The sequence below is a fragment of the Flavobacterium sp. GSP27 genome, from assembly GCF_003970395.1.
Taxonomy (GTDB): domain Bacteria; phylum Bacteroidota; class Bacteroidia; order Flavobacteriales; family Flavobacteriaceae; genus Flavobacterium.
This window is the reverse complement of the sequence record NZ_RYDP01000005.1, coordinates 126,400-152,882: the sequence shown is the minus strand read 5'-3', so window position 1 is coordinate 152,882 and position 26,483 is coordinate 126,400. Positions and strand designations below refer to the sequence as shown.

Below are 26,483 nucleotides of genomic sequence, written 5' to 3'. Positions count from 1 at the left end.
TTATATGTTTATTTGTTCTTTTTTTTTTCGAATCTTGTTAGACTATCTTGACCTACAACATTTACATAACCCAAGAAGTTATCAATAGCCGGTTCCTCAATTATGATTTCTATCTCTTCCTTTAAATCTTTCAGAATCATGCCTTCTTTAATTAGTGTTTGAATTTCTTTAACCCTTGAGATTTTTATAGGTATTAAATCATCTTCATTCGGGTAACTAAACCACATTATATTTTTTTCAATATCTGTTTTTTGACGGCTGGCGATACCTTTAAGCGTTTTAATTCTATTGAGATCATTATCCTTCAAAGAAGATTTGTTGTTTTCTCGATCTTCTATTAAGCAACATTTGAATTCAGTCCATTGTTTATCTTTATTCCTGCCGTATAATGTAGCCCTAGTATTAAAATCTGTTAACCAGGCAGTATGACAAAACTCTCTTCCACAAGTACCGATACCACCTAAACGGGCGGCTTCCTCGAACAGGCTAATCTGACGCATTACTATTTTGATATGAAACGCTGTAGCCATTACCAGAATTAGTTCCCGGAAATCTACCCGTCCTTCAGCGGTATAATAGAAGGTGGCACTTGACTTATCCCCTTGATAATCAACATCACATATTTTCATCTTCAAGTCCAAATCTTTAGCTAAAATTCGGGCTTTATACATCGTTTCAGATTCCAAACCCTTCGCTGTTTTCCATTTTTCAATATCCGCTGATGTTGCCTTTCTATAGATTTTTTTAATGACTTCTTCCGTCTGGATATTGTGTTTTTTTAATTGCAACCTAACCAGTTCTCCTGTTAATGAAACATGACCTGTATCGTGTCCTCCAATGGTTTCAACAACTACTATATCTGTTTGTTTAAGAGATATATTTTCAGGCTTCAAATAAAAATCTTTACGCCCTCCTTTAAATTTTACTTCAACAATGTTGAATGTTTGTTGATTGGGTGGCAATGGTATATCGGCAAGCCAATCATATATATTTAATTGACTATATCCACTGATTAGGGATGGTACATCATTTTTGTGTTTTGTAGTAGTATCCATAGCTATTGTATAAATTCATATTTGTCAATCTATAATATTTTGTTCCTTTGCTGAACATATTAAACTTTAATTTTTTTATCTAAAAATTAATTCACTCTTACTCAATTACTTTAATAAACCGGCTCAACAATTATCTCTGTTAAAACCGAATTGGCTATAAAACATTCCCGGTGAGCACGGTGGTGCATTGCATTAATTATTGTTTTATCGGGTATATTATCTCCTTTGTTTTTCCAGTTTAAATAAACTTTATGTTCTGACATGTTTTTATGTTTTAAATTATTTTACACTATTTTATTTTTTTGCAAGAACTTAAGATGAACAGGAAACACTATAATTTTCTTTTCTGTAGGCGTTGGTTTTGAATACGATTCATATTCTGGATGTTCGGCAAATGGCGAATACAAAATTTCTAACCATTTTTTTAATTTTTCATTCCCTCCTTTTTCTACCTCCTCAATTATTTCCTGAGCAATATAATTTCTTAATACATACTTTGGATTTACGCGTTTCATTTCCATCTGGCGTTTCATTTCGTCAGATAATTCTCTTTTCAATCTTTGGTCATAAAGTGAAAGCCATAGTATCACTCTTGAGGCAGGAATTCCTAAACCGTACATGGTTTCTGAGCAAAGATATTCTCTGACTGATGAACGAATTACGGCTTTGCCATCTCCCATTCTGGAAAAAGAAGTTTTGCCTGATCCTTTAGTTTGTATTTCCCATCGCTTTCCATCAGAAGTTAAAATTTCGCACTAGGAAATTGCCCTGCCATCGCCTAACTGTCCGGCAAAGCTCCCAAATTGATGACCGGTATAACGGGTAGCAATTCTCTGCTCATTACTAATCTTGATTTAGCCATTTAACCATTTTTGTAAAATGGAATCACTAAGTGAATCAAGACCAAGTTCTTTTTTTAACACCATTACATGAATAAGAGTAGGATCTTTTAATGGGGTAAGCGCAACATGTTCATGCAAAAATGCAGGAAGTTTTTGGAAAGAATTATCAAATTAATAGCAACGTCGAACATGATGTTTGTTTAATATATTATTTTTTTGGAGGCAATCCAAATGCAACAGCCTCATGTTCAAAGTGTCCGTTATGAGCACCATCACAAAAAGGTTTATTTTTAGAAAGACCACAACGGCAAAGTGAAAGCATCTCTCGTCCTGCTAAATCATATACATTCCCATTTTTATCTACAATCTCAAAGTCATTTTCTATTCTCAGGGAACCATTATTGTTTACTGTAATTTTTGTTTTAGTCATAATTATTTTTGTGAGCGTAAATATTAAATCTATTTTATTTATTAAAACAAGTGTCTTTCTGCATGATAAGATGATCTTATTAATGGTCCGCTTTCAACAAAACGAAAACCCTTGTTCATACCTATTTCTTTATACTTTGCAAATATTTCTGGCTTAATAAATTCTATAACGAGTAAATGGTTTTTAGTAGGCTGCATATACTGGCCAATAGTTAATATATCAACACCAACGCTTCTCAAGTCGTCCATAGTTTCATATATTTCTTCTTCTGTTTCACCTAAACCCAACATGATACCTGATTTAGTTTTCATCCCAGCTTCCTTTAATCTTTTGAGAACCTCAAGGCTTCTGTCATACTTTGCCTGTACCCTAACTTCTTTCGTTAATCTGCGTACGGTTTCAAGATTATGTGAAACTATTTCGGGATGCGCATTAATAATTCGTTGGAGATTTTCCCATTTACCCTGAAAATCCCCAATAAGCGTTTCCATGGTAATTCCCGGGCATGCTTTTCTTACTTCATTTACGGTTTCTTCCCATATCATAGAACCACCATCTTTCAAGTCATCTCTATCAACCGAAGTTATTACGGCATGTTTCAACTTCATTAGGCGAATAGATTCGGCCACCATCTTAGGTTCCTCCGGATCAGCAGGCAGAGGTTTACCAGTATTTACATTACAAAATCCGCAGGATCTTGTACAGGTATTCCCCAATATCATAAAGGTAGCCGTTCCATTTCCCCAACATTCACCCATGTTAGGACAACTGCCGCTTTCACATATCGTATGTAGTTTATGTTCGGATACTATTTGTCTTACTTCGGCATATTCTTTTCCTGTGGGTAGTTTTACACGAAGCCAATCTGGCTTTTTAGTATATTTACTTTCTTCTTCAATTATTTCTGACATAATCTAAATTTTAACCAATATTAATTTTTTATTTTATTACATTGGTATTATAATTCCCCATAGCATGATAGTTTTATCATCACCGGTTGAAATCAAATAATTATTAAAATCACTCCATAAAAGTTTATTTACCGAATGGGTATGGCCTCCGTGTTGAGACTTATCTATTCGATAGGGTAGTTCAAAGTTTTCTGCATCCCATATTTTAATTGTTTTATCTCTGCTACCCGTAGCAAAAAACTTTTTATCAGGACTGAAAACGATGCTGTAAATAGCGTAATTATGGGCAGGAATATGATGGATCAACGCATAATCGTTTTCAATATCCCATACATTCAAATAGGCATCTCTAGAACCAGACAAAAGGTATTTCCCGTTTGGATGATAGCGTACTGTATTTACCGAAAAATCATCAAGATGCCCCTTAAGGATTTTCTTTTCTTCATAGGTTTCAAAATCAAAAATTCGAATAGAACCATCACCGCATCCAATAGCTGCTTCTTTCAAAATAATATTAAAATCGATGCTACGGATATTTTTATCACAAAGTTTTAGAGCTGTTATCAATGAGAAATCATTGATTGACCAAACTGAAAGTGTACCGTCACCAGCTAAAACCCAAAAGCATTCTGTTTCTGGTAAATATTGGATATCAAAAATGTATTCCTTATGAAGCTGTAATAGTTTTATTTCCTTATTTTCTTTTAAGTCAATAACATGAATACCTCCTAATGACTGACCGATAAGTAATATATTTCTATCGGGAACATATTTCAATGCCATGGCTTTGGCAGGTAATTTCGCAACAACTTTGTTTTGTTGCTGGTCTTTCATATTCCATTCTACTACAAGGTTATCACTGCTGCCAGAGTAAAAAAGATGAGCTTCATGAGCAAATTCTAATGTGTAAATAGCACCTCCGTGTCCATTAAATTGACCTGTTTTTTCTATTTGTATTTTTGTAAGTGCAGTTATCATATAAGATGCATAAATTCTTTTTTGTGTAGTAATTCTTCTATTGTTTCTCTGTAATCCGGATCATCTACGCAGCAATCTACCGGACAAACTGCGGCACATTGTGGTTCATCATGAAAACCGACACACTCGGTACATTTATCAGTTACGATATAATAAAAATCCATAGAAACAGGCGTATTGGGAGTATCAACATCAACGGTATTACCTGAATTTTGTCCTGTGTAAAAGCCTTTGAGTGCGGTGCCGTCTGCATATCTCCATTCATCACCACCTTCATAAATTGCATTATTGGGGCATTCAGGCTCGCATGCTCCACAATTTATACACTCCTCTGTTATCATTATTGCCATAGTAATGAATTTTAGTAATCAAGATTTAATTTAATAATTTATTTAGCGCTTCCTTCTATAATATTTTGTAACACTCCGGAAACATCTTTTTCATTTTTCATCATGTCTGCCATAGTTACCTTATCTAGTAATTTATCCAGTGTAGCCTGCATCATTGACCATAATGATCGGATGGAGCAGTCTACAGAATTAGTGCATAAGGTCATTATTCCTGAATGACTATCACAGAATTTTTTATCGAACAACTTTCCGCTCAAAGCTTTTAATGTGTCATTTACTGTTATAGCGGCAGCAGGTTTTGCGAGTACATACCCACCCATGTGGCCTCTTGTACTGTTAATTAATCCCTTTATGCGAAGTAGTCGGGTTAATTTAGCAACATAGTTAATAGATAATCCTTCTGCTTCACTTAGCTGACGAATGCTTAGTCCTTTCTCATCTGTGCAACGGGTTATCCTTACCATTATTCTTAATCCATATTCTACCTGAGCTGTTATTTTCATAATTGTATTATTTAATTAGTTTGTGTATTTAATTTACTATTACAGACAAAGTTCGCAAATAAAAAAGTAGCTTACTATTGCAAATTTATTATAAACCATAAACACAAACTAAATAGACACAAACTATTTAGTTTTTATCCTTACCTAAATCAGTATAACAACCGTATTTGCCTTGAGTAATATTTTCAAAATCTTTTGCAGAAATTGACGGCCCTGTATTACTGCATTCGTTGTTAAAAATAGTCACCAATTGGCTGGCAATACTTTCTGCTGTATGTCCGTCAATATCGGAACGTTTAAAAATTGCAACTGGCTCACCATTTCTAAAAAGGGCAATGTGGGGTGAAGAGGTGTGATGATTTGCAAGATATTTATTCCTGTACCAGTCAATTGCATCTTTTTCCATTCCGCCAAACAGCGTGTAAAGCTCATCAGGGATACTACTGTTTTGCAACGCCATCATTACTCCTGGTCGTCCACTACCTGCCGAACAACCGCATACAGAGTTGATTACAACAAGTATCGTTTTGTCATCATTTCTGTCTAATGCCTTATCTACATCTTCAGGGGTTAATAATTCTTTGCAACCTACAGCTGTTAGTTCCTCTCTCATGGGCTGAACATAAACGGCATCATAGCTGGGTTGTTGCGTGATTTTGGTTAAATTAGATTGTTCCATTTTTTTAATGATTAATTTTGTTATTGTTTAATTTACATCATTCCAGTTTCAAATTTAGCCGTCTCGCTCATCATGTCTTTTGACCAAGCGGGATCCCAAGTTACTTCTACATTAGAGCTGCTAACTCCAGGAATATTCCTAATCTTTTCTTCCACTTCTGGAGGAAGTGTTCCCGCTACCGGACATGAAGGGGAGGTTAGTGTCATTATGGTATGCACATTGGCTTCATCATCAATGTTGATTCCATATACCAATCCTAAATCATAAATATTGGTAGGTATTTCTGGGTCGAAACAGGTTGTTAGAACCTCTATGACTTTTATTTCCAATGCTATTTTAGCTGCTATTTCCATTTTTTAATTGTTAGTTGTTAGTCTTTACAGCTTTAATGTCTTTTACGCATTCCATTACTTTTAGGGCTAAGTCTTTAAATATTTTGCTTTCAATCGTATTTTCATTTAATGCTGCTGGCGCTCCAACATCTCCTGCTTCCCGTATTCTTGTTATTAAAGGAATTTGACCCAATAATGGAACATTCATTTCTTCTGATAATTTTTTTGCACCATCCTTTCCAAATATGTACTCTTTTTTATCAGGATTACCTTCCGATATATAGTATGCCATATTTTCAACCAATCCAAGCACCGGAACATTAACCATTGGCATCCTGAACATATCGATACCTTTTCTGGCATCAGCCAAAGCTACTTCTTGTGGTGTACTAACTACAATAGCACCTGTAAGCGGAATTTTATCTACCAGCGTAAGATGAATATCACCTGTGCCTGGCGGAAGATCCACAAGCAGATAATCTAAATTACCCCAATCTGCATCCTGAAATAATTGAATAAGGGCTTTGGAAACCATAGGTCCACGCCATGGAAGTGCCTGCGATGCTTCCGTAAAAAAACCAATAGATAAAACTCCTACTCCATGAGATACAATTGGTTCTATTAGATTTCGACCAGAATCATTTGAAACTTCAGGCTTTCTATTCACTAAGTCAAACATGAGTGGCATTGATGGCCCATAAATATCGGCATCTAATAAGCCCACTTTTGCACCTAATTGGCTTAATCCCACTGCAAGATTGGCGGAAACGGTAGATTTACCTACACCACCTTTCCCGGAGGCAATAGCAATAATATGTTTAACACCAGGCAATATTGTTCTAAGTTCAGGAGCTCTATCCTTAAAACCAGGTAGGGCTTGCATATCTATATCCACCTTAATATCCGTACCTAATGCTTGCAAAAGGCTATCCATACAAGCCTCTTTTACTATCTTTTTACTATTCATAGTAGGGCTGCTAATCTTAACGATAAAGCTGATGATGTTCCCTTCAACATGAATATCATTCACTAATCCTAATTCAACAATACTTCTCTTGAGGTCAGGCTCAACGACGTTAGTCAGTATTTTTAGAATATCCTCTTTAGTTATTTCAGGCATGTCATTTATCAATTTAATAGTTAATTGTTTGTTTCCGTAAATTGCTTAAATTTATCAACAAGAAGCTGTTCTACTTTTCCCCTTACAGGTTCAATTTTAATTAACTCCGTTATTTCTGTTAAAAAAGCTTGTTTTAAAACTGATATAGCTTCTTTTTCAGATAAGCCTCTGGAACGCATATAATATAATGCCTCTTTATTTAATTGTCCAATGGTTGCCCCGTGACTGCATTTAACATCATCCGCAAAAATTTCCAACTGGGGTTTGCTATTCATCGAGGCGGTTTTTGATAATACAAGGCTATGGTTTTTCTGAAAAGCATTTGTTTTTTGAGCATCGGGTCGTACTATTATTTTACCATTAAATACTCCTTTAGCTTTATCTGCAAGAATTCCTTTGTACAATTCGTTGCTGTTACAATTCGGACACGCATGGTCTATAAAAGTTTGGTTGTCTATATGCTGCTTATTTATACCAACATAAAGTCCATAAAAATTAGTCATTGTTCCACTATCCTTTAAAATGGAGCTTAGGTTGTTCCTTACTAATTTTCCGCCCAAATCAACTACATAAGAGCTGTAGGTACTATCACGCATCTGCTCAACTTCTGTATTATTGATAAAAAATGCATTCTCACCTTCATCTTGAATTCTATAATGATCAACAATCGCATTTCTTTTTAGAACCAACTGTGTAACCGTATTCGTGAAATACGTTTGTTGGGAATTAGTGAGATGATGATACGTTTCAATAACCGTTAATTTACTATTTTCTCCGGCTACGATTATTTTTTGCGGACTGATAACTGTTGGCTCTTCTTCTGTATGTGCTATATTTAGTATATGAACAGGGCGATCCAGCACTAATCCATCAGGCACATAAATATAAATTCCATTGTGAGCGAAGGCAGTATTTAATACAACGAAGGAATTCATTTCTTTAATTGCCCATTTCGACAGGTATTCAGAAACCGTTTCTTTTGTAAGCCTATCTTCTCTCAAACTAGAAGGAATATCCTGCACTATGATTTTTTGCGATAATTCATCTTTTGATGAAAGTAATTTATTGTATTTACCGTTCACAAAAACTAGCAGGTATGCATCCAACCCTTCAAAAAGAAAAGGCTTAATATCTTCTGTTGTAATGTCAACCAGTTTTGGCTGCTGGTATGTTGGCTGAAGTAACTCGGCAACATTGGTATATTTCCAATCCTCATTTCTTCTGGTTGGAAAATCTACGTTATTGCCAAATCGTTGAATAGCAACTTTCTGGAGACTATGCATTACATTATTTTTCTGTCCATTTAATGAATTTTCATAAAGACGGAATAGTTCAATAAACTTTCCCCTGTTATCATTTTTATCTGGTGTATTTTGAATTTTCATGCTTATCTTTTTAAGATATTGTTAATGTTGCTACTTCTTCTTTAATCCAGTCGTATCCCTTTTCTTCCAGCTGTAATGCTAAATTTTTGTCGCCCGATTTAACGATTTGTCCATTGTATAACACATGCACAAAATCAGGGATAATGTAATCGAGTAAACGTTGGTAGTGTGTAATTACTATAAAAGCATTGTCCTTTGTTTTTAGTTGATTAACACCATTGGCAACTATTTTAAGCGCATCAATATCAAGCCCTGAATCAGTTTCATCCAACACGGCAAGTCTTGGTTCTAAAACAGCCATTTGTAAAATTTCATTGCGCTTTTTTTCTCCGCCCGAAAATCCCTGATTTAGAGAACGGCTTAAAAAACCATCTTCCATCTCCACCATTTTTGCCTTCTCTTTAATATATTTTAGCATTTCGGTTGCACTCAAATCCGTCTTTTCTTGATGTTTTCTAACAGCATTAATGGTATGTTTAAGAAAGTTTGCAGTGCTTACACCCGGTATTTCTATCGGGTATTGAAATGCCTGAAATATACCTTCCTTGGCACGTTCATCTACTGATAATTCGAGGAGGTCTTTCCCCATATAGGTAATACTACCCTCAGTGATTTCATACCCTTCTCGACCTGCTAAAACGTGTGCCAGCGTACTTTTACCACCACCGTTTGGTCCCATTATAGCGTGTACTTCGCCAGCATTTATTTGAAGGTTAATACCATTCAATATTTTTTTTCCTTCAATTTCTGCGTGTAAATTTTTTATTATTAACATGAGTTCTGTTTTTTTATTTAATTATTTTATCCAACACTACCTTCTAAACTTACAGCAAGCAATTTTTGTGCTTCCACTGCAAATTCCATTGGTAATTCTTTAAACACATCCTTGCAATACCCATTAACAATAAGATTAATGGCATCCTCCATTTTTAATCCTCTTTGCATACAGTAATAAAGTTGATCTTCACCTACTTTAGAAGTTGTGGCTTCGTGTTCAATTTGAGCTGTATCATTGTCAATTTCGAGATAAGGGAAAGTATGCGCACCACATTTATCTCCCATTAATAAGGAATCACATTGTGAAAAATTCTTGGCATTTTCCGCATTTTTTCCTACTTTAACCAAACCTCTGTACGAGTTATTGCTTTGACCTGCTGAGATACCTTTGGAAATAATAGTACTGCTGGTGTTTTTACCAATATGCCACATCTTAGTTCCTGTATCCGCTTGTTGTAAATTATTTGTAACTGCAACAGAATAAAACTCACCCGTTGAATAGTCACCTTTTAAAATGCAACTTGGATATTTCCAAGTAATGGAAGAACCTGCTTCTACTTGTGTCCAACTGATTTTTGACCTTACACCTGCGCACAATCCTCTTTTAGTTACGAAGTTATAAATGCCTCCTTTTCCGTCTTTATCTCCCGGATACCAGTTTTGGATAGTGGAATATTTGATTTGAGCATCGTCAAACGCTATGAGTTCAACCACTGCAGCATGCAATTGATTTTCATCTCTTGTAGGAGCAGTGCATCCTTCCAAATAGCTAACATAACTGCCTGCTTCGGCCACAATTAATGTTCTTTCAAATTGGCCTGATCCCTCGGCATTGATACGGAAGTAAGTTGAAAGTTCCATCGGACACCTAACCCCTTTTGGAATGTAACAAAACGAACCATCTGTGAACACGGCGGAATTAAGTGCAGCATAAAAATTATCAGTAGAAGGAACAACCATTCCTAAATATTTTTTTATTAGTTCAGGATGTTCTTTTACGGCATCACCAAACGAGCAAAAGATAATTCCTAATTTGGATAATTCTTCTTTGAAGGTAGTTATCACAGATACACTGTCAATTACGATATCAACGGCAACACCAGTTAATCGTTTTTGTTCTCCTATTGAAATACCTAATTTCTCAAACGTTTTCAATAATTCAGGATCTGCTTCATCCAAGCTGTTGAGTATTTTTTTTTGTTTTGGAGCAGCATAATAAATGATGTCCTGATAATTTACTGGTGGATATTTCACATTCGGCCATTTGGGTTCTGTCAGGGTCTCCCAATGCCTAAATGCTTCTAAACGCCAGTCAAGTAGCCATTGCGGCTCCTCTTTTTTAAAAGATATTAATCGAATAGTATCTTCATTTAAACCTTTTGGAATAAGTTCAGTATCAATATTACTGGTAAATCCATATTTGTAATCACTCTTGGTGTAATCTTCAAGAGTTTCTGTGGACGCTTCTTTGCTCATGATTTTAGCTATTAAATTTAAATCTTCTCTGCAAAGATAAACGAAGTTATTTATTATGTACTAAAAAGTATAAATTAATTTACACTAAAAAGTATAATAATATTACGTGACTATAAATATGAGTTTATTTGGTTTTTTAGGCAACATAAGAATAGCTACTTTATTTGAATATTCATCCATTTTTTGGTATAAACTATATATATAGAGGAGTGGGATTTGGATTTTAAAATGGATATATTGCAGCCTTACCTATTTTAGGAAAAGCTGGGCTGAAAACTCTGGGTCGTAATAATCAACATTGTTAAAATCTGCATTTAAACGAAGGTTTTACGGTACTGTCCAAAATTTGAGATTTTTCATTCTATATAAATTAGGCAAAGAAAATAATAATTTATGGCTACATTTGGAAAAAAATTAAAACTTAATATTTCTGAATATTGATGACACATACGCTTTTTAATCCTTTTAAGGATTTGAATTTTGACGAACATTTTTGCTTTCTTTCAGGAGCTTTGACAAATGAAAACATGACCGTTTTTCCAGTATGGCTGATGGATCATTTTAAATTAGGTAATGAAAGAATTGAGATGATGGATAAAACCAAATCTTATAATTATTCAGATCTTAAATTACCGTGTTCTTCCGAAGTGAAAACAGCTTTTGAGGAGCTGGATGTAAAAGTTGAGGCTGCGTATAAAAAAGGTTTTGAAAGCATGGCGTCACTCGATCAAGAGTTGCTTTTTCAATGGACAGGCAGAATGGTCTATGGTATGCTATACTACGAAATGCTTTATGAAAGAGACAGGCTGCTAAGGCAAGGTGAAGATTTTGAGATTTCCGTCACTCTCAGGAAACGCTTTGGTTACTTCCATTTAATGCTACAATCCTTAATAGAACCGATTTCCTTCGTTGGAAAAAAACCATGGAGCATCGCCGTATTTCCACTTAAATATTCTGCCGATATTTTTAGCTATCGCAACGATGCAGTTAATTTAATGTTCTCATTTGGAGTCAATGAATTTGGTTTTATTGCATGTTTACAAGATAACGGCGTAATTGGGGAGAAGCAAAAAGAGATTCTCGATAAAATGGAAGGTCATGTTTTACATCCCATCCAGTTTGAAGAGTTGTACGCTAGGTTTCATTATTCAGATTATATATTACAGTACAAACCTGAATACAAAATTGAAAACCAAGACAATGGGATTGCTATAGAAGTTGAAACGGCTGGTAAGCAACCTCATTTCGGATTTTGGGATGAGGATATATATGCCCAATTGCTATCCAATTATTGGCAGGTTTACGGTATTGAAAAAGAGGATATTCTTAAATTTCAAATGCCGCCACTTAGCTTTCTTGAAAATCCGTATACCAAAGATTTTATTAATCCAGAATCTATTGACTTACCATTTTAACGGCTTAACAGCAAAAATTAGTTAGCCAACGCATAACCAATATTTAATGCCATTAAAAGTAAGTTTTCAGCTGTTTCTCTAAAGTAGTTGCACAAATTCTCATTATCTAAAATACAATCGGGATTTCCGGTAATTTTCTTATTTGAGTTAAAATTTATAATTATAACCTAATCGAACTACCTGTGTTTCATTATAGTCAGTGCTGTTATAATTAAAATTCAGACCTTGAATTTGTTTCCTGATTACTAATGTATTTAAAATGTCGGTTGCATTTAGAAAGAATTCTCCTTTGCCATTTTGGACTGATTTTTTAATCCCTAAATCAATTGAAAATCGAGAAGCAATTTTTCCTTGCGGAATAATATCTGGCGCCAAATATATAGCGGTTACTTGAGCATCCACTTTTTTGGATAAGTGCAAGATATTGTTCCATTTAATATTTCCAGAAAAAATGTCTTGCTTCTCTGCCGAAAAAGTATTGGGAATTGGATATTTATTTTCAACAGCAAAAGCATTAATTTGATTGTGATACGCAATTAAGTTGAAGTTAAACGAGTACCATTTTGCAATCTCTTGTGAAAAGATCATTTCAATCCCTGTATTGAAACTTTTATTTGCATTTTGGAAAATAGCATAGATTAAATTGCTATCTGGAACTGTCGATGCTATTCGAGTAATGGTAGCATTTGCAAAACGGTGGTACACTGCCGAATAGAAATATCCTTTTTTTAAGTTCGTTTTATAACCCAGTTCTAACAAATTGGTGAACTGCGGACGAAGTGCAGGATTCCCAACCTTTATTATTTCTGCATCATCGTATTTTGGAAATATTCTAATATCGACTTCATTTGGCCTGTCTACTCTACGATTGTAAAATAATGATATTTTATTGCTGTCATCAATTTTGTATGCCAATCGCACATTTGGAAAAGGTTGGGTATAGTTGTACCCGTCACTTTTATAGGTATTATGATCTGGATTGATATTGTATTGCAAATCGACATATTCTACTCGCAAACCCAGTTCTGCCTCAATTTTATTGTTTTCAAAAATATAATTTCCGTACACGGCCGGAATAATTTCTTTGTAAGTTGCTTGACCGCCAGCACCGCTATCTATGGGAGAATTTGCGCCGGGAAAGAACTGCATATTAGTTGGAATATCCCTTTTTCTGAATTTAAAACCGGTTTCAAATCTTCCGTATTTTAAGGGTTTGATATAATCAATATTAAAGTCGGCTACTTTCTCCTCTGATAACAATTTGAAAGCATCTTTTCCGGTGTAGGTTGGCAAAATATTGTCAAAAAAATATTTTTCATCCTCTCTGTGAAAAGTATAATTTAAACCAATATTTAATAACCGTCCTGCTTCTTTAAACTTGTGCTGGTATGCCGCAGTAGCCATAGCGGTGGTTTTTAATTCATCTTCCAAAAATTGCCAAAGTCGCAATCGTTCCGAATAATTTTCATTAAAAAAGGGCTGATCTCCATTGTCAATGATTTTTTCGGTTCCAAACAGACCAGAAACGGTTAATGAATTTCGGACATTAATATTCCAGTCAATTCCAGTTTTTAAAGTAGTAAAGTGCGTATTCCGATTTCTTTTGGTTTGTTGATTAATAATAGTTCCATCAGTGTAGGTTCGCGTTACAAACTCATTTTTATTGAGTGTTTCTGTATAAAGATAATCACCCTGAAAAAAAGCATTGATTTTGTTTTTACGATAATTAAGTGATAACGTCGGATTAATTTTTGGTGTTAATGAGTATTGCGGACGAATAGTTGGTAAATTTTCTTTTCTTTCCCACAGCGCACCCAATCCAGAGGTAAAACCCACTTTTCCGTTGAATCCCTCTTTTTTGTTTTTCTTGTAAATAATATTGATAATTCCAGCGTTTCCGTTGGCATCGTATTTTGCAGAAGGATTGTTAATGATTTCAATTTTTTCTATCGCAGATGCGGGTATATTATCTAAGCCCGATTGGTTTCCAAACCCTGTTAATGCGGTTTGTTTTCCGTCAATTAAAACGGTGACTTTATCATTGCCTCTAATTTGTACTTTCCCGTCTTGCACGGAAACACCAGGCAAATTTTGCATTGTTTGTAAAACAGAACCACCACTCTGACTGATATTATCTGCCACGGAGAAGGTTTTTTTGTCCATTTTCTGATTAATAAGTTCTTCCTTTGAAACGACCACAACTTCATTTAAAATAGTAGCATTATCTTCCAATTCAATGCTTCCCTCATCTAGAAATTCAGAAAGTGAACCTACATAAATAGGTTGGTTTTTTGTTTTGTATCCATCAAGTGTAAACTCTAGAAAGTAATTTCCAGGAACTACATTCGAAAATGAAAACCTACCCTCTTCATTGGTAACAGTTCCCGTAATCAAAACGTTATCCTTTGTGTTTTTCAAGAGTACATTTACATAAAGCAAAGTCTCTTTTGATGTTTTATCTTTTGTAATTCCGGATAGTGTGACCGCTTTGTTTTGTCCTAATAAATCTGAAATTGATAGTATTAGAAATGATACTAATAATATTGTTTTTATTGGCATATCTTAATTTTTATTCTTTATTTAAACGACAAAATTGCGATTGGAGTTTGAAGAAATATTGAATTTTAGAATTGAATTTCGAAAATGTGTAACTTATCTTTGTAACTATAAATAACTTCCCAATTGTTGTTCTCTACAATTTTATTAATTATTGATAAACCCAAACCGTTCCCTTTCGAGGATGGATTTACTTTAGAAAAACGTTCAAATAATTTATCTGTTTCGAGCGATTTTAATATACCCGTATTGGAAAAAACTAAAGCATTCTTATGCAATACAACATTGATGCTTCCATTAGCAACATTATGATTAATTGCATTCAGAAACAAATTACTGATCAAAACTTCAGATAAAAACAGATTCGTTTTAACAAATGTATTCGATTCTAAAGCAGTATTTATCTTAATATTTTTTGCTAATGCCTGTTCTATAAAAAAATCTAATTGATTTGTGATAACCTCATTCAAAAGAACCTCTTCAGGAATGTTATATTGTTTGTTTTCTATTTTTGATAAAAGCAACAGGTTTTTATTTAATCGGTTTAGCCTTGTTGTTGTATCATTTAATTTATCCAGTATTTCAAATTGTTCTTCCGACACATCGTCTCTTTGCAATAATGTTTCCAATTTTCCTTTAAAAATAGCAATTGGTGTTTGCAATTCGTGTGCCGCGTTCTCAATAAATTCTTTTTGGCTTTTATAAATGCGTGTGTTTTTTTCAATCAATTTATTTATTGCCTGATTGAGTCGATTGAATTCCTCAATAGTATTTACAACTAATTTTGGATGGGAACTTTTATCGATTTCAAATTTCTCAATTTGCTCGAGAGTGTCATAAAATGGTTTCCAAAGCCTAAGAGATAGCCTTTTAGTAATGATAAATAATCCAAATAAAAGAATTAAAATAATGATGGTAAACACCATTAAAATACTGACAATAAAATCCTTATTGTCAACTAGGTTTATTCTGGCAGAAAAAAGGTAGTGTTTATTATTAATTGTAACTGGAGCATTGAGCACCCGATAGGGTTCGTTTTCTTTATCCAAATTATTATAATAACTATTGCTGAATAGTGTGTCTCTAGAAATTATTTTCTGAACTTTCTCTATTTTTATATCCCTATTCCATTTATTCCAAACTGCAACATCCTTGTCTTGTAATTGCGGCGCATACAATAACTCGAATTCCTCTTTTTGAAGTAGCAAGGCTTCATCTGTTTCATGTAGATACAGTAATTGAGTTATATAAAAGAATAATGGCGCTGCTGAAAGCATCACTATTAAAGAAAATAAAACATAATATTTTAGAGTAGTATGTAATAATTTTTTATTCATTGTTCCATTTGTAACCAATTCCGTAAACTGATTTTATGTAATCATTGCTTCCGGCATCGTTTAGCTTTTTTTTCAAATTCTTGATGTGGGCATAAACAAAATCATGATTGTCCAGCATGTCCGCCATATCACCTGAAAGGTGTTCAGCTATGGCACTTTTAGACAAAACCTTGTTTTTATTTCCAATTAAAAACAATAATAAATCAATTTCTTTCTTGGTGCATTCTATTTTCTTCTCTCCAATTTTTACCGATTTTGCTAAAGTATCAATTTCTATTTCATTGAATTCAATTTTATTGTTTCCGTCGTATTTTTTTCTTCTAACCAAGGCCTGAATTCTGACCAACAACTCTGAAAGATGAAAGGGTTTCGTCAAATAATCATCTGCTCCAAGATTGAATCCCTCGATTTTGGTCTCTAACGTTTCTTTAGCCGAAATTATAATAATCCCCTCTGATTTGTTTAGTATTTTCAATTTCTTCAAAATGCTAAATCCATCACCACCCGGAAGCATTAGATCTACTAAAATACAATCATAATCATACATAATAATTTTGTCTAAAGCCGTTTGATACGTGCTTGCGGTTTCGCAATGAATATCATTTGTTTTTAGATAACTTTTTATGCTGTTCGCAATATCGATTTCGTCTTCGATGATTAGAATTTTCATATTGCAAATTAACAATTCAATTTTGAATGAAATTTGAATTTAGGTATTAAATTGTTTTTTCTAAATTTAACTGAGTTATTCACTTATAAAATTCTGACAACTAATGCAGCTACATCAGACAGCGTGGTTGATTTTAAAAATTATTTTCTGTCATTACTGTAAATTTATGTTTTTTATTCTTCTACATTTTTCATTTTCATTAAAAGTGCATAAGCTCCTTTGATAACAATTCTTTCGTCTTTTAAATCGTCTGAAAGAATTTCAGTGAATTCATTTTCTGTAGCTCCTATTGTGACTTCTTTCATTTCAAATTGTTTGTTTTGTTTGGCAACAAAAATATAATTCTTGTTTTCATAATTTACAATAGCATCAGATGGCAGTACATTTGATTGCTGACTTTTTAATTCTATTTCGGCATTCATATACATGCCCGGTAAAAGTGTTTTATCATAATTTATAAAATGGCAGTGTATTTCAGTGCTGTGGTTTTCTGAAAAATCTTTACCTATCAAAATAATTTGGCAAGGATATTTTTTCTCGGGATTGGTATTAGTATAAGCCAATACCGATTGACCAATAGCCAATTTATTGATGTCTTTTTCAAATACGGTTAAGGCCAAATGAATATCCGATGGATTTACAATCTCGAATAAAACATCGCTCGGGTTTACATACTTGCCAATATTTACATTGACCTTAGCTACATAACCACTTATTGGCGAGTATACATTGATGCTTTTTGAAATGTTTTTTGTTGAAACATTATTCGGATTTATCCCTGCAAATTTTAATTTCTCGCCATACGATTGTACCATTACAAATAGTGAGTTGTATTCTGATTGTGCTTGTTGATACACTTTATCGCTGCTGGCTTTGCTTTGGTTGAGTTCTTTTTGCCTTTCAAATTCGGCTTTTGCATACCCAATTTTTGCTTTCGCCAAAAGGTAATCTTCCTGCAGTTGAATGTATTGTTGGTCTTCTACAACGCACAAAACCTGCCCTTTGGTAACATGCATTCCTTCTAACAATTTGGTGTGTTTTAAATAACCGCCCATTGGAACACTAATGGAAACTAAGCTTTGAGGCGGCACATCTATTTTACCATTTAATTTTAAGGTAGATGAAATTTGTTTTTGTGTGATTTTTCCAGTTTCAATACCTGCATTTTTTATTTGTGCATCGGTAAGAGTTGTCGTGTTTTCGATAGTTGGATTAGCTTCGGTTTCGCTTTCCGTTTTCTTGTTTCCACAAGAAGAAAGGAATACTATTGCCAATATTGTAATAATTGTATTTTTAATCATGATAGTATTTTTATTTTGGTATTTGTGAATTTTCGATTCTTTTTCATAATTTAAAATTAAGGTTTTTATTCTTAACTTTTTATGCGGGTAAAGTTAGCAAGTCCAGTCATATGTAATTCGCATATCATCATTGGCGCTTGCGACTCCAATTACGATCATGCTCCTTTCATAATTAAACTATTTTAATTAGTTAAAGCATTGATTTCAATAACAGCGGTGTTTAATTTTTTAACTGCTTCGATGTATCTGCTTTGAATTTCGGTACCTTGATTAATAAGCATTACCCATTCCATATAATTAATGTCACCATTGATAAATTTATCATTAGCAGCTTTAGTTACTAAATCAACATTTTTTAAAGCTTGACTCTCGTAATAGGCGATAGTTTCTTTGTGTTTTTTATATTCCTGGACTAATTCCTGATTCTTGCTTTCCAGTTTTAGTTTTTCATTATTTAAATTATTTTCGGCTATTTGCGTATTTATCTCTAAAGCCTTTTTCCTGTTATTTATTGCTGTATTAAATAATGGAAGCGCCACTCCTAATTGTCCGTAAACACCATTATTACTGTCTTGAAATACAGTATTTGTTTTGAAAGTCTGGTAATAAACACCACCAATTAATTCCGGTAATTTTTTAGATTTTTCAAGTGAAACTTCTGCTTTACTGCTATTCACTTCTTGCTCAAATAATTTCACACTGGGTTGATTGCTAATAGCATTTGTATCTGAATTTTTGATGAAATCCATTTTAAATTTATTTGAAACTGGGACAAAGTCTTTATCCGTATTAAGTAAATACTTGAATTGTGATTGAATTATTTTGTAATCACTTTGTAATTCCAAAAGTTGAATTTTTATTTGTCCAGATTGGTTTTCAGCGGTTGCTTTTTCTAATATATTGCTTTCGCCTTTAACAAAACGAAGTGTTGAGATCCTTAAAAAATCAGAATATATACTATCGCTTTTTAGCAACAGCTTTTCCTTTTCTTTTAAATACAACATTTCGTAAAACACGATTGTTACCTGTCTGGTCAATTGCTTTCTTTGCAAAGCTTCGTTCCATTGTCCTTTTTTGGCTTCTTCTATTAAAAGTTGTTTCTGTCTTTTATAAACGGTTGGGAATTTTATGCTTTGCGAAACACCAATTTTCACATCATTTACAATGCTGTTAAACTGACCATATTCACCTATAATACCCGTGTTGGAAATATCATAACCTGTGTTTTCCATTTTTTGCAAGTACTCTGAATTCAGTTTTTCATTTTTAATTTTGATATTGTTTAAAAGAGCTGTTTCAATCGCGCGCTCTATTGAAATTCTTTCCTGAGCATTGGCACTTTGGAAAGAAAAGAACAATCCCAATACCAGGATAGTCGTAATTGATTTTATCTTTTTGGGTTGTAATTTAATTCCTTTTTCAAACATGATATATAAAATTGGTAAAACAAATAGAGTTAAAAATGTTGCAACCAACAGACCTCCGATGACAACAGTTGCCAATGGTTTTTGTACTTCTGCACCAGAACCATTGCTCAATGCCATGGGTAAAAAACCTAATGATGCTACAAATGCAGTCATTAAAACGGGGCGTAATCGTATTCTAGTTCCTTGCAAAACAATCGCTTTTAAATCGGTTTCCCCCGATTTTCGAATGCTGTTGAATTCTGCAATTAACACCAATCCATTCAGAACCGCTACACCAAATAAGGCTATAAAACCAACTCCGGCACTGATACTAAACGGCATTCCTCGCAATGCTAAAAAGAAAATACCTCCAATTGCCGATAGTGGAATTGCCGAATAAATCAACAGTCCTTGTCTTACGGAATTGAACGCAAAATAGAGCAAAATAAATATTAATAGTAATGAAACTGGAACCGCAATCATCAAACGATTTTTGGCTTCGTTTAAGTTTTCAAAAGCACCGCCATACGTAGGATAGTAACCCGCAGGAAATTTTATTTGAGCTTCGACTTTACCTTGCAGTTCTTTTACAATACTTTGTACATCACGGCCTCGTACATTAAATCCAACTACAATTCTACGTTTGGCATCTTCCCTTTGTATTTGATTCGGTCCTTCGATAATTTCAACTTTAGCTAATTGAGATAAAGGAATTTGCAAACCAGTTGCCGTTGGAATTAATAAATTTTGAACATCTGCCAAATCCTGACGTTTTTCGCCTTCTAAGCGAACTACTAAATCAAATCGTTTTTCACCTTCATAAACAACCCCTGTGCTTTGTCCTGCAAATGCGGTATTTACAACTCGATTAATATCCTGAATGTTTAATCCGTATTGTGCAATGGAAGCTCTGTTGTAGTCAATTACTACTTGTGGCATTCCGGTAACGGTTTCTACATAAAGATCTGAAGTTCCTTCAACTGTATTTACAATTTTACCTAATTTATTGGCGTATAACGCCAACGTATCTAAGTTTTCTCCAAATATTTTACAGACCACATCTTGCCTAGCACCAGTCATCAATTCATTAAAACGCATTTGAACCGGATATTGAAAACCAAAGGAAACTCCAGGAACAGCTTCCAATTCCTTGGCCATTTTTGTTGATAATTCGTCAAAAGTTGTGGCAGAAGTCCATTCACTTTTGTTCTTTAAAATGATCATCATATCGCTTGCATCAATTGGCATTGGATCGGTAGGCACTTCGCTACTTCCTGTTTTGCCTACAATTTTCTCCACTTCGGGAAATTTTTCTATTAATATTTTTGCACCTTGTGAAATAGCTGTCATTGAAGTTTGCAAATTACTTCCCGGCAAAACCCTAGTTTCTACTGCAAAATCTCCTTCTTCTAACGAGGGCATAAATTCACCACCCATAAACGAAAGTGTAATCAGCGCTAAAACAAACAATCCTAATGTTACAGCAATAATTGTTTTTGGAATTCCCAATGCTTTGTTCAAAATGGGTTGATAGAAATTTTCTAATTTTTCCATCATTATATCTGAAAAAGTTTTTTTGTGGGATATATTTTTATTTAAAAATAGAGCGGTCATCATCGGAACATACGTCAACGACAATATAAAAGCACCAAACAGAGCAAATGCAATGGTTTGTGCCATTGGTAAAAACATTTTCCCTTCAATACCGCGCAACGTAAAAATGGGAATGTACACGATCAATATAATCAATTCCCCAAAAACGGAAACATTACGCATTTTTATTGACGTTTTTAGTACGGTGCTGTCCATTTCTTGTTGTGAAATTTGAGCAGTTTTCCTGCTGTGCAAACTAAACAAACACGCTTCAACAATAATAACAGCACCATCTACAATCAATCCAAAATCTAATGCCCCTAAACTCATCAAATTACCGCTCACCCCAAATATGTTCATTAATATGACTGCTATTAACATTGCCAAAGGAATAACTGACGCCACAATTAATCCTGCTCGTATGTTTCCTAAAAAGAAAATAAGAACAAAGAGAACTATTAATGCACCTTCTAATAAATTTTTTTCGACCGTCGAAATAGAATTATTTACCATTTTGGTGCGGTCTAGAAAAGGTTCTAGTATAACACCTTCGGGTAATGTTTTTTCAATTTGTGCAATACGATCCTTAATGTTTTTAATAACCACATTACTGTTGGCTCCTTTTAACATCATTACTACTGCACCCGAAACTTCACCAGATTGAACCTCTTTTTTGTGAAATGTCATTGCTCCGTAACGGATAGCACTACCAATGCGAACTTCAGCTACATCACGAATAAACAAAGGACTACCGCTATTAGTGTTTTTAATAGCAATATCTTTTATGTTTTCGATAGTATTAATTAATCCCTCACTGCGGATGTATAAAACTTTAGGCCCTTTTTCAATGTAAGCACCACCCGTATTTTGATTGTTTTTTTCTAAAGCAGTGAAAACATCTGTAATAGTGATATTATAGGATTGCAATTTATTTGGGTCAACGGCTATTTCAAATTGTTTCAATTTTCCACCAAAACTGCTCACTTCCGCCACACCTTCAACGCTCAATAACTGCCGGCGAACAATCCAATCTTGAATGGTTCTTAACTCCGTGATATCGTATTTTTTTTCATAACCGGGTTTGGTTCGTACCGCATATTGATAAATTTCGCCTAGTCCTGTTGTCACCGGTGCAAGAACTGGATCTCCAATACCGGTGGGAATTTGGTCTTTAACAGCACTTAATCGTTCTGTTACTTGCTGTCTTGCCCAGTACACATCGGTTGCATCATTAAAAACAATGGTAACCACTGATAAACCAAAACGAGAAAAACTACGAATTTCTTTCAGTCCAGGAATATTACTATTGGCTTGTTCTATTGGAAAAGTAATCAGTCTTTCAATATCGGTCGCACCCAGTGATGGCGCTGAAGTAATTACCTGGACTTGATTATCTGTAATATCAGGAACGGCATCAATTGGTAATTTAGTAAATTGATAACTCCCATATCCGATGAGAGCTAAAATAAACAGTCCAATAATGAGTTTGTTTTTGATTGAAAACTCAATAATTTTATTTAGCATAATTTGTTATATTAAGGAATGTTCACTACTTATATTGAATACTGACCTTTTAATTTTATTGTAACTGTAATGGCTGTCTTTTCATTATTTCTGAAAAACCAACCGTGTTTTCCTTCATACGGAGCATAAAAAGTTCCAACCATATTATTGGAATAGGCAAGCGTGTAACTTTCAAAATAAACGTCATTCGTTTCTTTAGCTTGTTTTACTTCCCCGTGAAAATCAAAATAAACAATTCCTTTATTAGTCGTCCATTCGTATTTCATTTTGCCATATTTCAGCATATAAATTTTATATTCAATTCCTTTTCCTGCCGGTACGATTACTTCAACCGTGTCTTCTCTTTCTGCATATTGTTTTTCAGGTGCAGGATTATTTGCTTCGATTGGTCTTTCTACTTCAGGTCCAGAACCTGCTTTTTCCATTTTAATTAATGGGAATGTTTTTCCTGTTATTGTAGCTAAGCCATCATCAGCATCCGCTGGTACATAAAGCTTACTAAACCCGAACAGTTTGCCTGTTCCTATTGGATCCATTCCATATTCGGCAGGTAAAACTGCGCATACTAAAATTAGTACAGAAAGTAGTAACGCGAAGATAACTGCTTTGATAATTTGTTTTTTATTTACTATTTGATGATTTATTTCTGACATTTTTTAATTTTTAAGATGTAAAATAACCCGTTAATTGATATCCTATTAATACAAATCCAGCAGCCATAAGCAGCGTATTTGTTATTGTTGAAAATTTCATAAAGCTGGAATGTCTGCGCCATAAAGTAATCAAGATTAGCACAAAAGTCAATGCTATGAACTGACCTATTTCGACACCAATATTGAATCCAAGCAGATTGGTAAACAATCCTTCTTTTTCAAATTTGAAATCTTGCAATTTGCTGGCAAGCCCGAAACCATGAAATAATCCGAAAATCAAAACAGCTGCTTTTGTATTTGGTTGCGTTCCGAAAAATTTCTTGAAACCACCTAAATTATCAAAACCTTTATACACTATTGACAGTGCGATAATGGCATCAATTAAATACGAATTAATTGATATAGTACTCATAACTCCAAACAATAATGTTGCGCTATGACCAAATGTAAAGAAACTAACATAAAGTAGCACTTCTTTCGGACGATAAAGGAAAAAGATAACACCAACTAAAAAAAGCAGATGATCGTAACCCGTAAGCATGTGTTTTGCACCAATATAGAGAAATGGGCCAAAAGCAACGCCATCATTTCCTGACAAAAAAGTTTGCGTATTTTCATCTACACCATGAGCAAAAACGCCTGTGATGCCGATAAAAAAAAGTATAACAAGAAATATTGTTTTTTTTGAATTCATAATTTTATTTTTCTTTAAAAAACTACTTCTCTCCTGAAATTTTCGCAAGAGAAGCAGCCTGTTAAATTATACTAATGCGTGTGACCATGAGCCGCATCAACTTTATCTTGATCCACTTGATTAATACTGTCCGTACCTACTTGATCCGTAGAATCTGTGATCACTTGAACTTGTTCTACTGTTTCAGTAGATTGACTTTCAGTGTTTTCAGTTTCGTTATTTGCTTTGTTGTTGCAAGAAGTTAACATTCCGATTGCGATAGTCGCTACGATTAAAAAATTTTTCATAATTGTAATTTTAATTGGGTTTATAAAGAATAATAAAATTAATGTTGGTGTCCATGATTAATATCTTGTTCAGAAACTTGGCTATTTTTAAATTTGGAAGAGATTGTTTTTCCATTGACAAGTAATGTGATGGTACAATAAGCATATATGCTTGCTTTAGGAACTTGTACAAATAAAGCATTGTTGGTGTCCAAAGAAACTGGATTCGTTGCTTTTGTTTTATTAAAAAATTCAAAAACAGCCAAGCCAGTAATTTTTTTATTTGAAACCGTTTTTCCTTTCGCATTCAGTACGTAAAAACTAATATTGTTTTCTCTTTCGACCCTTTCAATTTTGTAGTCGCCTGAATTTTGTATTATTCCACCGTGCGGCGTTTTGGATTGATTTTCGTTTACTTGTGCATTAGAAATTGTTGTGCCTGCAATAGTTATCAGTATCGCAACTGCAATGGATTTAATTGTTTTCATTATAGATGTTTTTCGAATTAAATAATATTGATTGTCTTACAGATCGACACTAAAAACGCTAGGAGATTTTTGTGAAGTCTAAAAAGATTTTAGTTATGGAGAACCTAAAACTCTTAAACGTCTAGTTAGTGATGAATGCTAATGTAATTCATACAACGTATCGTTCGCTATACGTAAATAGCAAAGTATATTTTAAAATAGCAATCAGAAATATTTAAAATATAACTAATTACGGTTTAAAATAAAATTAATTAACTCAACTTAGGGGGAAGCCAGATAGAGGTAAAAACGCTGGAAATGTAAAAATCCTGACTGAAAGCTACAGTGCGGTTTAGATAAATAATAGTAGGCTTGCGAAAAGAAAACGCTGTTTGGTTTATAAAAGCAAGAACCGTATTTACATTTGTATTAATTGTCTTGAAAGGTAAATTTTGATGACTATCTTTTTCTTTACTTGAATGTTGATGACTATCATTGTAATGAATAGCTATAAAATCAAGTAATGAAATATTCTGACCAATGTTATCTTCTTGGTGATCTGAAAAGTGTTGTAGTAAGTTCGGCAATTTAAATAACTGTCCAATCTCTGTGTTAGCACACAAAAAAGCAAAAAGGAATGATATGACAACTATTTTTTTCAAGATTGTAAAAGTACTAAATTTTATTGATTGCCAAAAATTTAAAATTGTAAGTAAATCTTGATCTACAGAAATTCCTAGCTAATGTGTCTGATGACACATTATTTTGGTTTTCTTTTTGATTGCAGTATTTATTATAATATTTTGTGTCCAAAAATCAACGAATATATTTGATGCAGTATTAAAAACTCAAGCGAAATGATGGAACACCAGGAGCAACATCACATCATTTTTGGATTCTTAAGCTCCATAAAGTATTGTGTTTTTTGGTGAACCTGTAACTACTTTTGTGGGTACTACTTTATTTTGAACCGTTAGTTGCTAATAGAATTTTTACTCTTTTTTCTCCACTAAATTCATTCCGCATTTGGGACATTTTCCGGGTTTATCCAACGTAACTTCTGGATGCATTGGGCAGCTGTACGTTTTTTGAGTTTCCATTTTTTTTCACTACTAACCGACTAAATAAATTCAAGACAAAGGGCCACTTTTAACAGTAAGCACTTTTTTTCATATCTTTTGGTTACCAAATCAAAAAAAACATTACAGCGGAATTAGCGTAATAAGAAACAACAGCCGAGAAGATACACCGCCCGACGCAATAATAATTGATTTTACAGATTAATCAAAAAAGCCCCGATAAACTAAAATGTTATCGGGGCTTTTTGTCTAGTAAAAAGTTATCAACATGTACAAAAGGCAACTAAACTGGCAACTAGAAATAAAAAACCCTTATAAATCAAACGTTTATAAGGGTTTTTGTGAAGGCAGAAGGATTCGAACCTTCGACCGCCTGCTTAGAAGGCAGGTGCTCTATCCAGCTGAGCTATGCCTCCATTGCTCATGTAAAAAACTAGTCGGGGTGGCAGGATTCGAACCTGCGGCCTCCTGCTCCCAAAGCAGGCGCGATAACCGAGCTACGCTACACCCCGAAAAAAATATAAAGCGGAGGGACAGGGACTCGAACCCTGGCACCGATTGCTCGATGACAGTTTAGCAAACTGCTCCATTACCACTCTGGCACCCCTCCAAGCTCAAAGAAACGTGTCTTGTTTTGCGGTTGCAAATTTAACACATCTTTACGTTCCTCACAACTATTTAGAC

The 26,483-nt window shown here is 34.0% G+C and carries 24 protein-coding genes, 3 tRNA genes and 2 pseudogenes; 1 reads left to right on the top strand and 28 read right to left on the bottom strand.

Annotated elements, in window-relative coordinates:
* Positions 1 to 8: 8 nt before the first annotated feature.
* The 14 genes and pseudogenes from EKM05_RS06390 to sufB all read right to left on the bottom strand — a co-directional run bounded on the left by EKM05_RS06390 (position 9) and on the right by sufB (position 10,838).
* Positions 9 to 1,055 carry a stage 0 sporulation family protein gene (locus tag EKM05_RS06390; RefSeq protein WP_126554217.1) on the bottom strand — a complete coding sequence of 349 codons (1,047 nt, stop codon included), beginning with the start codon at positions 1,053 to 1,055 and terminating at the stop codon, positions 9 to 11.
* A gap of 110 nt (positions 1,056 to 1,165) precedes the next feature.
* Positions 1,166 to 1,318 (bottom strand): hypothetical protein, encoded by a 153-nt coding sequence (locus EKM05_RS14490; RefSeq protein WP_197037242.1) that lies wholly within the window; start codon positions 1,316 to 1,318, stop codon positions 1,166 to 1,168.
* Positions 1,319 to 1,339: 21 nt separating this feature from the next.
* Positions 1,340 to 1,885 (bottom strand): annotated as a pseudogene (locus EKM05_RS14825) (protein adenylyltransferase SelO family protein).
* A 220-nt stretch (positions 1,886 to 2,105) separates the two neighbouring features.
* A complete protein-coding gene (locus EKM05_RS06375) occupies positions 2,106 to 2,327 on the bottom strand; it encodes a CDGSH iron-sulfur domain-containing protein (RefSeq protein ID WP_126554213.1) in 222 nt (73 codons plus the stop codon).
* A gap of 41 nt (positions 2,328 to 2,368) precedes the next feature.
* On the bottom strand, positions 2,369 to 3,238 hold the full coding sequence (lipA, locus tag EKM05_RS06370; RefSeq protein ID WP_126554211.1) for a lipoyl synthase: 870 nt from the start codon (positions 3,236 to 3,238) through the stop codon (positions 2,369 to 2,371).
* 36 nt (positions 3,239 to 3,274) lie between these two features.
* The gene (locus EKM05_RS06365; protein ID WP_126554209.1) at positions 3,275 to 4,216 is read right to left on the bottom strand and encodes a WD40 repeat domain-containing protein; all 942 of its coding nucleotides are present in this window, start codon (positions 4,214 to 4,216) and stop codon (positions 3,275 to 3,277) included.
* Positions 4,213 to 4,566, bottom strand: coding sequence for a 4Fe-4S dicluster domain-containing protein (locus tag EKM05_RS06360; RefSeq protein ID WP_126462383.1), 354 nt, complete (start codon positions 4,564 to 4,566; stop codon positions 4,213 to 4,215). Before EKM05_RS06360 ends, EKM05_RS06365 begins: the two co-directional genes overlap by 4 nt.
* 38 nt (positions 4,567 to 4,604) lie before the next feature.
* Positions 4,605 to 5,069, bottom strand: coding sequence for an Rrf2 family transcriptional regulator (locus EKM05_RS06355; protein ID WP_126554207.1), 465 nt, complete (start codon positions 5,067 to 5,069; stop codon positions 4,605 to 4,607).
* A gap of 127 nt (positions 5,070 to 5,196) precedes the next feature.
* Positions 5,197 to 5,748, bottom strand: a complete 552-nt coding sequence (locus tag EKM05_RS06350; RefSeq protein WP_126554205.1) for a BrxA/BrxB family bacilliredoxin — start codon at positions 5,746 to 5,748, stop codon at positions 5,197 to 5,199.
* Between the two features lie 32 nt (positions 5,749 to 5,780).
* Positions 5,781 to 6,101: an iron-sulfur cluster assembly protein gene (locus EKM05_RS06345; protein ID WP_126462392.1), complete on the bottom strand. Its 321-nt coding sequence runs from the start codon at positions 6,099 to 6,101 to the stop codon at positions 5,781 to 5,783.
* A gap of 10 nt (positions 6,102 to 6,111) precedes the next feature.
* Positions 6,112 to 7,200, bottom strand: coding sequence for an Mrp/NBP35 family ATP-binding protein (locus EKM05_RS06340; protein ID WP_126554203.1), 1,089 nt, complete (start codon positions 7,198 to 7,200; stop codon positions 6,112 to 6,114).
* Positions 7,201 to 7,220: 20 nt separating this feature from the next.
* Positions 7,221 to 8,585 carry a Fe-S cluster assembly protein SufD gene (gene sufD / locus EKM05_RS06335; RefSeq protein WP_126554201.1) on the bottom strand — a complete coding sequence of 455 codons (1,365 nt, stop codon included), beginning with the start codon at positions 8,583 to 8,585 and terminating at the stop codon, positions 7,221 to 7,223.
* Between the two features lie 10 nt (positions 8,586 to 8,595).
* A complete protein-coding gene (sufC, locus tag EKM05_RS06330; protein WP_126554198.1) occupies positions 8,596 to 9,360 on the bottom strand; it encodes a Fe-S cluster assembly ATPase SufC in 765 nt (254 codons plus the stop codon).
* A 26-nt stretch (positions 9,361 to 9,386) separates the two neighbouring features.
* Positions 9,387 to 10,838 carry a Fe-S cluster assembly protein SufB gene (gene sufB / locus EKM05_RS06325; RefSeq protein WP_126554196.1) on the bottom strand — a complete coding sequence of 484 codons (1,452 nt, stop codon included), beginning with the start codon at positions 10,836 to 10,838 and terminating at the stop codon, positions 9,387 to 9,389.
* 440 nt (positions 10,839 to 11,278) lie between these two features.
* On the opposite strand from sufB, the gene EKM05_RS06320 reads away from it, so the two are divergent.
* Complete coding sequence (locus EKM05_RS06320) at positions 11,279 to 12,253, top strand: hypothetical protein (RefSeq protein ID WP_126554194.1); 975 nt, start codon at positions 11,279 to 11,281, stop codon at positions 12,251 to 12,253.
* Positions 12,254 to 12,400: 147 nt separating this feature from the next.
* On the opposite strand, the gene EKM05_RS06315 is transcribed toward EKM05_RS06320, so the two are convergent.
* From EKM05_RS06315 to EKM05_RS06255, 14 genes and pseudogenes are all read right to left on the bottom strand, one after another.
* Entirely contained in the window at positions 12,401 to 14,812 is a 2,412-nt protein-coding gene (locus tag EKM05_RS06315) for an outer membrane beta-barrel protein (RefSeq protein ID WP_126554192.1), read from the bottom strand.
* A gap of 65 nt (positions 14,813 to 14,877) precedes the next feature.
* Positions 14,878 to 16,146: a HAMP domain-containing sensor histidine kinase gene (locus EKM05_RS06310; protein WP_126554190.1), complete on the bottom strand. Its 1,269-nt coding sequence runs from the start codon at positions 16,144 to 16,146 to the stop codon at positions 14,878 to 14,880.
* Positions 16,139 to 16,816 (bottom strand): response regulator transcription factor, encoded by a 678-nt coding sequence (locus EKM05_RS06305; RefSeq protein WP_126456009.1) that lies wholly within the window; start codon positions 16,814 to 16,816, stop codon positions 16,139 to 16,141. The genes EKM05_RS06310 and EKM05_RS06305 overlap by 8 nt, the downstream gene beginning before the upstream one ends.
* A gap of 173 nt (positions 16,817 to 16,989) precedes the next feature.
* Positions 16,990 to 18,117 carry an efflux RND transporter periplasmic adaptor subunit gene (locus tag EKM05_RS06300; protein WP_126554188.1) on the bottom strand — a complete coding sequence of 376 codons (1,128 nt, stop codon included), beginning with the start codon at positions 18,115 to 18,117 and terminating at the stop codon, positions 16,990 to 16,992.
* 182 nt (positions 18,118 to 18,299) lie between these two features.
* Positions 18,300 to 22,640: a CusA/CzcA family heavy metal efflux RND transporter gene (locus tag EKM05_RS06295; protein ID WP_126554186.1), complete on the bottom strand. Its 4,341-nt coding sequence runs from the start codon at positions 22,638 to 22,640 to the stop codon at positions 18,300 to 18,302.
* 29 nt (positions 22,641 to 22,669) lie between these two features.
* Positions 22,670 to 23,293 carry a hypothetical protein gene (locus EKM05_RS06290; protein ID WP_126554183.1) on the bottom strand — a complete coding sequence of 208 codons (624 nt, stop codon included), beginning with the start codon at positions 23,291 to 23,293 and terminating at the stop codon, positions 22,670 to 22,672.
* Between the two features lie 10 nt (positions 23,294 to 23,303).
* A complete protein-coding gene (locus EKM05_RS06285) occupies positions 23,304 to 23,987 on the bottom strand; it encodes a HupE/UreJ family protein (RefSeq protein WP_126554181.1) in 684 nt (227 codons plus the stop codon).
* A 71-nt stretch (positions 23,988 to 24,058) separates the two neighbouring features.
* Complete coding sequence (locus EKM05_RS06280) at positions 24,059 to 24,274, bottom strand: hypothetical protein (RefSeq protein WP_126554179.1); 216 nt, start codon at positions 24,272 to 24,274, stop codon at positions 24,059 to 24,061.
* A gap of 38 nt (positions 24,275 to 24,312) precedes the next feature.
* The gene (locus EKM05_RS06275; protein ID WP_126456021.1) at positions 24,313 to 24,741 is read right to left on the bottom strand and encodes a hypothetical protein; all 429 of its coding nucleotides are present in this window, start codon (positions 24,739 to 24,741) and stop codon (positions 24,313 to 24,315) included.
* A gap of 251 nt (positions 24,742 to 24,992) precedes the next feature.
* On the bottom strand, positions 24,993 to 25,382 hold the full coding sequence (locus EKM05_RS06270; RefSeq protein ID WP_126554177.1) for a hypothetical protein: 390 nt from the start codon (positions 25,380 to 25,382) through the stop codon (positions 24,993 to 24,995).
* Positions 25,383 to 25,715: 333 nt separating this feature from the next.
* A pseudogene (locus EKM05_RS14605) lies at positions 25,716 to 25,814 on the bottom strand (heavy metal-binding domain-containing protein); the annotation flags it as partial.
* Between the two features lie 327 nt (positions 25,815 to 26,141).
* Positions 26,142 to 26,215, bottom strand: a tRNA-Arg gene (locus tag EKM05_RS06265).
* Between the two features lie 21 nt (positions 26,216 to 26,236).
* A tRNA-Pro gene (locus EKM05_RS06260) sits at positions 26,237 to 26,311 on the bottom strand.
* A gap of 14 nt (positions 26,312 to 26,325) precedes the next feature.
* Positions 26,326 to 26,409 (bottom strand) — tRNA-Ser (locus tag EKM05_RS06255).
* Between the last annotated feature and the right edge of the window lie 74 nt (positions 26,410 to 26,483).